Consider the following 8,131-nt stretch of genomic DNA (forward strand, 5'->3'; position numbering starts at 1 on the left):
ATGGCCGGCAGGCCCAACCGGCAGGGCAGACCGGACCGACCGGACAGGCAGGCCAGGCAGACACGTTGGACGGACAGGACGGCCCCAGCCGGCCCGGGCCCCCGGCCGGCTCCCCCCTCACAGCAACGTGGTGCGGCCCCCGAACACGATCGGGGGCCGCACGGGGGCCGCGCCACAACACTGCTAGAAAGCACTGCTCGGAAGCACCACGCCACCGGCGCCACTCACCTCTGCGCCGAGAAGAAGACACTCACCACCGCACCGAGAAGAACCGTTCCGCCGGCGGTCACCGATCGCCCGGCGCATTCCAACCGATGTGGGGAGACGGAGCGGGACTCGGCGAAAAAGATCGAAGTATGTCGGCGTCCGCCCGACGCGGATCGCCGCTCAGTGGCTGGTCATCAGCCCTGCCGGCCAGTAGCCCTCTGCCGCTCAGTGGCCCTGTTCGTCGCGGCGGCGCTGCCAGCGGTCCTCGATACGGTCCATCATCGAACGGCGTTGCCGGGCCTGCCGTCGCGTCGGCCCGCCGGTGCCTCCGGAGCCCCCGCCCGCCCGCCGCTCTCCCGCCTTCGGGGCCTTGCGCCACCCGGTCACGGCCAGTACGGCACAGCCGAGCATGACGAGGAAGCCGACCACACTGATCCAGATCTGCTGCGCGACCATTCCGGCCATGAGCAGGGCGATACCCACCAGGAAGCCCGCGACCGCTTGGTAGACCCGTCGCCGGGTGTACGTACGCAGCCCGCTTCCCTCAAGCGCTGTCGCGAACTTGGGATCTTCGGCGTACAGCGCTCGCTCCATTTGCTCGAGCATGCGCTGCTCGTGCTCCGAGAGCGGCACGGAGTCCTCCTACTCGTCGGTCGCGGGGGGCGACCGGGGTGCGACCCTTTCAGGATAGGCAGGGAATCGCCCCCGTGAAACCCGCCCCTCTACGCCAATTCACTGGCCAAGCCGCCTCCGCGGCCGGTGGTGATGCTGGCTGCATTCCCCACCCACCAGTCCGTCATGCCGGAACGTCGTACACCGATCATACGGGGCGAAGGGGCTGTTCGGGTGGCCTGTGGCCGACCGCACGCGGCGGTCGGGCCCGCCGCGGGGCCCGGCCCGGCGTCCGCGGTCAGTCGCGCTCGGCGAGGACGTGCAGCTGGGTGGCCACGGAGTGGAAGGCGGGCTGCTCCGCGGCGGCGGCCTCCAGCTTCAGCAGCGCCTCCATGGCGCCGGGCTCGGTGTCCACCAGCACGCCGGGGACCAGGTCGGCGAAGACCCGTACGCCGTGCACCGCGCCGACCTTGAGGCCGGTGGCGGTGACCAGCTCGGTGAGCTGGTCGGCGGTGAAGCGGCGCGGGACCGGGTCGCCCTCGCCCCAGCGGCCCGAGGGGTCGGTGAGGGCGTGGCGGGCCTCGGTGAAGTGGCCCGCCAGGGCGCGGGCGAGGACCGCCCCGCCCAGGCCGGCGGCGAGCAGGCTGAGGGTGCCGGCCGGGCGCAGCGCGTCGGCGGCGTTGCCCAGCCCCTCCGCGGGGTCGTCGACGTACTCCAGCACGCCGTGGCACAGCACGGCGTCGTAGCCGCCGCGCTCGACGACCTGGAACAGGCCGTGCGCGTCGCCCTGGACCGCGCTGATCCGGTCGGCCACCCCGGCCTCCGCGGCCCGGCGCTCCAGGGCGAAGAGGGCGTTCGGGCTGGGGTCGACGACCGTGACGCGGTGGCCGAGGCGGGCCACCGGCACGGCGAAGTTGCCGCTGCCGCCGCCGGTGTCGAGGACGTCCAGGGCGTCGCGCCCGGCGGCCTTGACCCGACGCTCCAGGGCGTCTTTGAGGACCTCCCAGACCACGGCGGTACGAAGGGATGCGCGCGGGCGCAGCGGGTCAGACACGGCGGGTGGCTCCTCGGCGGGGGCATGAACATCCAGTCGCTCACCACCCTATTCCGTATTCCGTCCGGCGCCGTGCCCAGCCCGCGCCGGGCAACCCACATCGCCCCGAGACACCGCCCCCGTTCCCGCGTGGCACCGCCTCCGCTCCCGCACTGCCCCCCGTCCGCGGCCTGCCACGGCCTGCCGCCCACAACTCCGCTCTGCACTTTCCCCGCTCCCCCGCGCTCCCCGGCGCTCCGCGCTGTGCCCCGCGTGGTCCGCGCCGCGCTCCCCGCGCTCCGCGCTCAGCCCGCCCGTTCCGCCCGCTGCGGTGGGAGCGCCGGCGGGATCCGCAGCAGCCGCTCCACGAGGTGCAGGAACAGCTCCGCGTCCCGCAGCAGGTCGTCGGCGTCGCGGCGACTGGCCGCGCCGGATATGCCGGCCTCGGCCCTGGCCCGCCGGCCGGCGCCGGCCGCGAACAGGGCGCTCCACTCGGCGAGTTCGGGAGCGACCTCCGGCAGCACGTCCCACGCGCTCCGGATACGCTGCCTGCGGCGCACGGTGGTCTCCGGCCGGCCGCGGACGGCGAGGACGGCGGCCGCGGTGCGCAGCGCGGCCAGATGGGCCGTGGCGAACCGCTCGTTGGGGCTTTCCAGGGTCTGGGCCTCGTCGAGGCCGTGCTGGGCCTGGGCGAGCAGGTCGAGGGCGGCGGATGGCGCTGCCGTCCGCCGCAGGACGGGGTGGACATCGCTCGGGGGACCGTACGCAGCGGAGCTGCCCGCGGTGGGACGAGCTGCCATGACGAACCTCCTGTCGTCGCATGCCGGTTGAGGACCGAATGCCGATTCGGACCGCTGAACCCCATCGTGAGGTACACCACTGACAATCAGCCCTGACCTGCATTTTCGTCCGAATCGAGGGGTATTGCCGGGGCTCGGACCGCCACCCCGGCGCGGATGCGGGGCGCATCCCGCACGGATCGCCGCGACCCCCTTGCGGAAGGGGCCGCGGAATCCCCATACTTTTTGAACTGACCAGTCAGTTCAAGGAGGGGATCGTGGACAGCACCCCGCACGGGGCGGCGGTCACGGCCGCGGGATTCGGGGTCAAGGGCCCCCGCGGATGGGCGTTCCGGGACATCGGCATCACGGCGGAACCCGGCGCGCTGATCGCCGTACAGGGGCCGTCGGGCTCCGGCCGTACGTGTCTGCTGCTCGCGCTCACCGGCCGGATGAAGACCGCCGAAGGCACCGCCGAGATCGGCGGGTTGCCGCTGCCCAAGAAGATGGCCGGGGTCCGGTCCGTCACCGCGCTCGCCCATGTACCCGGGATCGCCGAGCTCGATCCGGCGCTGACCGTGGGCGAGCATCTGCGCGAACGCGCCCTGTTGCAGGGCCGGTTCGGCGGTTCGCTCGGCTCGCTGCTGCGCCCCCGGCAGGAGCGCCGGGCCGCGGCCCGCGCCCTCGTGGACACCGCGCTCACCGCCGCCGGCCTGGACCTGGACGCGCTGCCCAAGGGGATCCGCACCTCCGTACGCGATCTGGAACGGCTGGAGGCGCTGCGGCTGTCCGTGGCGCTGGCGCTGGTCGGCCGCCCCCGGCTGCTGGCCGTCGACGACACCGATCTGAAGCTGTCCGACGAGGAGCGCGCCGCGGCCTGGGCGATGCTGCGCTCCCTCGCGGCGGCCGGCACCACCGTGCTCGCGGTGTGCAGCGAGCCGCCGCAGGACACCGCGGGCGTGGTGCTGGTACGCACCGGCCGCCCGGAGCGGGACGCTGCCGACGCCCCCGCGGACGGCGGGCACGACGACGAGGAGGGGGCGGCCGATGCGCTCGCCGAAGCTGGCCGCGCTTGAGCTGAAGCGGTTCGGGAGGGGGAAGCTGCCGCGTGCCGCGCTGGCCGCCCTCCTGCTGCTGCCGCTCCTCTACGGCGCGCTGTACCTGTGGTCCTTCTGGGACCCCTACGGCCGGCTGGACAAGATCCCGGTCGCGCTGGTCAACGAGGACAAGGGCGCCGAGGTCGACGGGAAGCGGGTCTCGGCGGGCGACGGCATCGTCGCCGGGCTGCGCGACAGCCACACCTTCGACTGGCGCCACGTGGACGCCAAGGAGGCCGCGCGGGGCGTCGAGGACGGCTCGTACTACCTCTCGCTGTCCATCCCGCAGGACTTCAGCCGGAAGATCGCGTCCAGTTCGGGGAGCCACCCGGAGACCGGCCTGCTCAAGGTCCGTACCAACGACGCGAACAACTACATCGTGGGCCAGATCTCCCGGACGGTGTTCTCCGAGGTCCGCTCGGCGGCCTCGGAGAAGTCCTCGCGCACCTTCCTGGACAAGATCTTCGTCTCGTTCTCGACCCTGCACGGCAAGACCGAACAGGCCGCCAACGGCGCCGACCGGCTCAGGAACGGCATCGGCCGGGCCAGGGACGGCGCCGGCAAACTGGCCGACGGCCTGGGCACCGCGAAGAACGGCAGCGGCCAACTGGTCGGCGGCCTGGGCGACCTGGACGCCGGCGCCGGCCGACTCACCCAGGGCAGCGCCGATCTCGCCAAGGGGGCCGGTACGGCCGCCGACGGATCGCGCCAACTGGCCGACGGGTCCGGGCAGGTGGCCGACGGGACCCAGCAGCTGGCCGACACGGTCAACGGGCTCGTCGGCAAGGTCGGGCCGTTCATCCGGGCGCACGGCAGGGAGATCGGCGAGGCGGCGCAGCTGGTGGCCGACGGCTCGCAGGCGGTCCGCGACCACCTGGACAAGCTGCCCGCCGCAGCCGCCACGGGGGCGAAGCTCTCCCGCGGGATCGCCGACCACCTGGACACCTACTACCGGCTGCGCTGCGACAGCGGCATCACCCTGGACACCTCCTGCGCCGAGCTGAAGCAGATCAAGGACCAGGCGGCCACCGCGGCGGACACCGCCGAGGAGGTCAGCGGCTACGTCCACGACCAGCAGAACCTCGACCAACTGGGCCGCGACCTGGACACCCTGCACTCCCTGGCCGCCGAACTGGCACAGCACGGCCCGACGCTCGGCGCCGACATGGACGCCGCGGTCCACAAGATCAACGACCTCAACGACGGCGCCCACAAGGTCTCCGCGGGCGCCCGCGAACTGGCCGCGGGCAACGCCCGGTTGGCCGCCGGCGCGGGCCGGCTCAACGACGGCACGCGGCAGCTGCACGACGGGACCGGCCGCGCCGCGTCCGGTATGAGCGACCTGGACTCCGGCGTCGGCAAGCTCAAGGACGGCGCGCAGACGCTGGACGGCGGGATGTTCAAGCTCTCGGACGGCTCGGCCGAACTGGCCGACGGACTGCACGACGGTGCGCGGCAGATCCCCGACTACGGCAAGAAGGACCGCGACGCGCGCACCCTGGTGATGTCCGACCCGGTCCGGCTGGCGTCCGGTGCCGCACACAAGGCGCCCAACTACGGCACGGGGTTCGCCCCGTACTTCATCCCGCTGTCTCTTTGGGTCGGCGCGATGGTGGCGTACATGCTGATCGCGCCGCTCAACCGGAGGGCGCTGGCGATGGGCGCGTCCCCGTGGCGGGTGACGCTGTCCGGATGGCTGCCGGTGTTCGGCATCGGGGTGCTCCAGACCGCGGCGCTGATGTCCGTCCTGCACTTCGCGCTCGGCCTGGAGATGGTCAGGGCGGCCGGCACGATCGGCTTCCTGATCCTGGTCACGGCCTGCTTCTCGGCCATCGTGCAGTGGCTGAACGCGAAGTTCGGGCCGGCCGGGCGGATCCTCGTCCTGGCGCTGCTGATGCTCCAGCTGACGTCGGCGGGCGGCACCTATCCGGTGCAGACCAGCCCGGGCTTCTTCGGGGCCATCCACCCCTATCTGCCGATGAGTTACATCGTGGCCGGGCTGCGGCGACTCATCACGGGCGGCGACCTCGCGCCCGTATGGCAGGGCAGTGCGGTGCTGCTGGCGTTCACCCTCGGGGCGCTCGCGCTGACCTCTCTGGCGGCGCGGGGCCGCCAGGTGGTGCGCATGAAGGACCTGCACCCGGAGCTGAGCCTGTGAACGCCCACCCGTCACCCGCCGGCTCCCTGCCCGACGCCCCGCGGGATGCGCGCCGATCCGTCGCGACCGGCACAATCACCTCCATGGACAGCTCCAACACACGCCGCGACGCCACCCGGCGCAAACTCTTCGAAGCCGCGGTCACGCTCATCGCCGAACAGGGCTTCTCCTCCACCACGGTGGACGAGATCGCCGAGCGGGCGGGCGTCGCGAAGGGCACCGTCTACTACAACTTCGCGAGCAAGAACGTGCTCTTCGAGGAGTTGCTGCGGCACGGCATCGAGCTGCTGGCGACCTCCCTGCAGGCCGCCGCCGACGAGGTCGCCGACCGGGGCGGCACCCGGATCGACGCGCTGGACGCCATGATCCGGGCGGGTCTGGACTTCATCTCCCGCTACCCGGCGCTCACCCAGCTCTACGTCGCCGAACTGTGGCGCACCAACCGCGCCTGGCAGTCCACGCTGATGGTGGTGCGCCAGCGGGCCATCACGGTGGTGGAGGACGTCCTGCGGGAGGCGGTTGCCCAAGAGGAGCTGAGCGAGGAGATCGACATCCCGCTGACCGCCTCGGCGCTGTTCGGGATGGTGCTGGTCGCCGCCCTGGACTGGCAGTCCTACCAGCCGGACCGCTCGATCGACGATGTGCACGCGGCGCTGTCGCGGCTCCTCCAGGGGCGGGTCACCGGCCGCCCCGCCTGAGAGACGGGCGCCTGGGAGGCGGGCGGCCCGCGGAGCCCCGCCGCCCCCGTACGCACAAGTGCGCTGCCCTGGCACGGATCGTTCCCCCGCCGATCCGACCAGGGCAGCGCTGCCCCCGTGTTTCCCCCGTGTTCCCCCCTACATCCCCCGTTGCGTCCGGGAGCCGCGCCGTTCCGCCGCCCCGTGTCGGCGGTGCGGCGCCGCGTCCCGTCCGTGGCCCCTACTTTTCCGTCCAGGGGGGCTCCGGCCCATCCGCGTACCTACTCATCTCGGCGTCTGAGTACGGATACTCAAAGCTGAGCACCGGGCCCCAGCGGCCGGGCGCCCGGCCCCGGCGACCGCCTACGATCTCCGGCGTGTCCGTACTTCCCTTGGTCTTCACCAGCGGCTGGGCGAGCGGGATCAACGCCTACGCCGTCGTCCTGCTCCTCGGTCTGCTCGGCGCGACCGGCATCACCGACGAGGTGCCCGCCGCGCTCCAGCGCCCGGATGTGCTGATCGTCGCGGCGGTGCTCTTCGTCTGCGAGGCGGTGGCCGACAAGATCCCGTACGTGGACTCGGTCTGGGACGCCGTGCACACGGTGATCCGGCCGGTCGCGGGCGGTGTGGTGGCGGCCCTGCTGGCCGGGCACAACGGGTCGCTGCCGGAGCTCGCGGCGGGCGCCGTGGGCGGCTCCACGGCGCTGCTGAGCCATCTGGTCAAGGCCGGCACCCGGATCGCGGTCAACACCTCACCGGAGCCCGCCAGCAACATCGTGCTGAGCCTGGTGGAGGACCTGGGCGCGGCGGGGATCATCGTGTTCGCGCTCTTCCACCCGGTGATCGCGGCGGTCGTCGCGGCGCTGCTGCTGGCCGCGGGCATCACGGTGGTGGTCCTGCTGTGGTCGCGGATCCGCCGCTGTCTGCGGCGCCGCCGGCAGCGGCGCGAGGAGCGGCGGGCGGCGGCGGCCGGCGGCGCGGTGCCGACCGCGGACCAGGACCTCTCCGCCCCTGACTCACCGGACAGGCTCTGACCTGCCGCCGGCCCGCGCGACCGGCCGCGGCGGGCGTTGTCGGTGCCGCCGGATAAAGTCGCGGGCATGGCAGGGATTGCGGTGATCGGCGCCGGGATGGGCGCGATGGCGGCCGCCGCCCGGCTGGCCGTCGCGGGCCACCGGGTGGCGGTGTTCGAGCGCGGCGCGACGTACGGCGGCGCGCTGCGCCGGTTCGAGCGGGACGGCTTCGCCTTCGACACCGGACCCGGCCTGCTGCATCTCCCCGCGGTCTACCGCGATCTGTTCCTCAAGACCGGACGCGAGCCCCTGGAGAGCTGCGTCGGGCTGACCCAGGTCGACCCGGCGAGCCGGCACGTCTTCGCCGACGGCACCTCCGTGGCGCTGCCGAACGCCTCCCGCGCCGGTGTCCTGGCGGCCCTGGACGAGGCGTTGGGCGCCGGCGCCGGCGAGCGCTGGAGCGATCTGGTGGGCCGCGCCCGCGAGGCGTGGGACGCCACCCGCCGGCCGCTCCTGGAGGAGCCGCTGTGGGCGGACCGGCGGGGCCCGGGGGGC

The 8,131-nt window shown here is 73.3% G+C and carries 7 protein-coding genes and 1 pseudogene; 5 read left to right on the forward strand and 3 right to left on the reverse strand.

All coding sequences use genetic code 11. The features are described from left to right. Positions 1-432: 432 nt before the first annotated feature. The 3 genes from RZ84_RS09630 to RZ84_RS09640 form a co-directional block, all read right to left on the reverse strand. On the reverse strand, positions 433-840 hold the full coding sequence (locus RZ84_RS09630) for a DUF3040 domain-containing protein (RefSeq protein WP_043263960.1): 408 nt from the start codon (positions 838-840) through the stop codon (positions 433-435). 277 nt (positions 841-1,117) lie between these two features. Continuing rightward, complete coding sequence (locus RZ84_RS09635; protein WP_043263961.1) at positions 1,118-1,873, reverse strand: methyltransferase; 756 nt, start codon at positions 1,871-1,873, stop codon at positions 1,118-1,120. Between the two features lie 284 nt (positions 1,874-2,157). Then, positions 2,158-2,652, reverse strand: a complete 495-nt coding sequence (locus tag RZ84_RS09640) for an SAV_6107 family HEPN domain-containing protein (protein ID WP_043263962.1) — start codon at positions 2,650-2,652, stop codon at positions 2,158-2,160. A gap of 257 nt (positions 2,653-2,909) precedes the next feature. Between RZ84_RS09640 and RZ84_RS09645 the strand changes: the two genes are divergently transcribed. The 5 genes and pseudogenes from RZ84_RS09645 to RZ84_RS40860 all read left to right on the forward strand — a co-directional run. Next, positions 2,910-3,707 (forward strand): ATP-binding cassette domain-containing protein, encoded by a 798-nt coding sequence (locus RZ84_RS09645; protein WP_043263963.1) that lies wholly within the window; start codon positions 2,910-2,912, stop codon positions 3,705-3,707. Then, positions 3,679-5,886, forward strand: coding sequence for a YhgE/Pip domain-containing protein (locus RZ84_RS09650; RefSeq protein WP_043263964.1), 2,208 nt, complete (start codon positions 3,679-3,681; stop codon positions 5,884-5,886). Before RZ84_RS09645 ends, RZ84_RS09650 begins: the two co-directional genes overlap by 29 nt. Before the next feature lie 83 nt (positions 5,887-5,969). After that, positions 5,970-6,584: a TetR/AcrR family transcriptional regulator gene (locus RZ84_RS09655; RefSeq protein WP_043269482.1), complete on the forward strand. Its 615-nt coding sequence runs from the start codon at positions 5,970-5,972 to the stop codon at positions 6,582-6,584. A 356-nt stretch (positions 6,585-6,940) separates the two neighbouring features. Continuing rightward, positions 6,941-7,597, forward strand: a complete 657-nt coding sequence (locus RZ84_RS09660; RefSeq protein ID WP_052229852.1) for a DUF4126 domain-containing protein — start codon at positions 6,941-6,943, stop codon at positions 7,595-7,597. A gap of 66 nt (positions 7,598-7,663) precedes the next feature. Beyond that, positions 7,664-8,131, forward strand: a pseudogene (locus RZ84_RS40860) (NAD(P)-binding protein); the annotation flags it as partial.

The organism is Streptomyces sp. CT34 (assembly GCF_000805335.1).
In the GTDB taxonomy this organism is placed as follows: domain Bacteria; phylum Actinomycetota; class Actinomycetes; order Streptomycetales; family Streptomycetaceae; genus Streptomyces.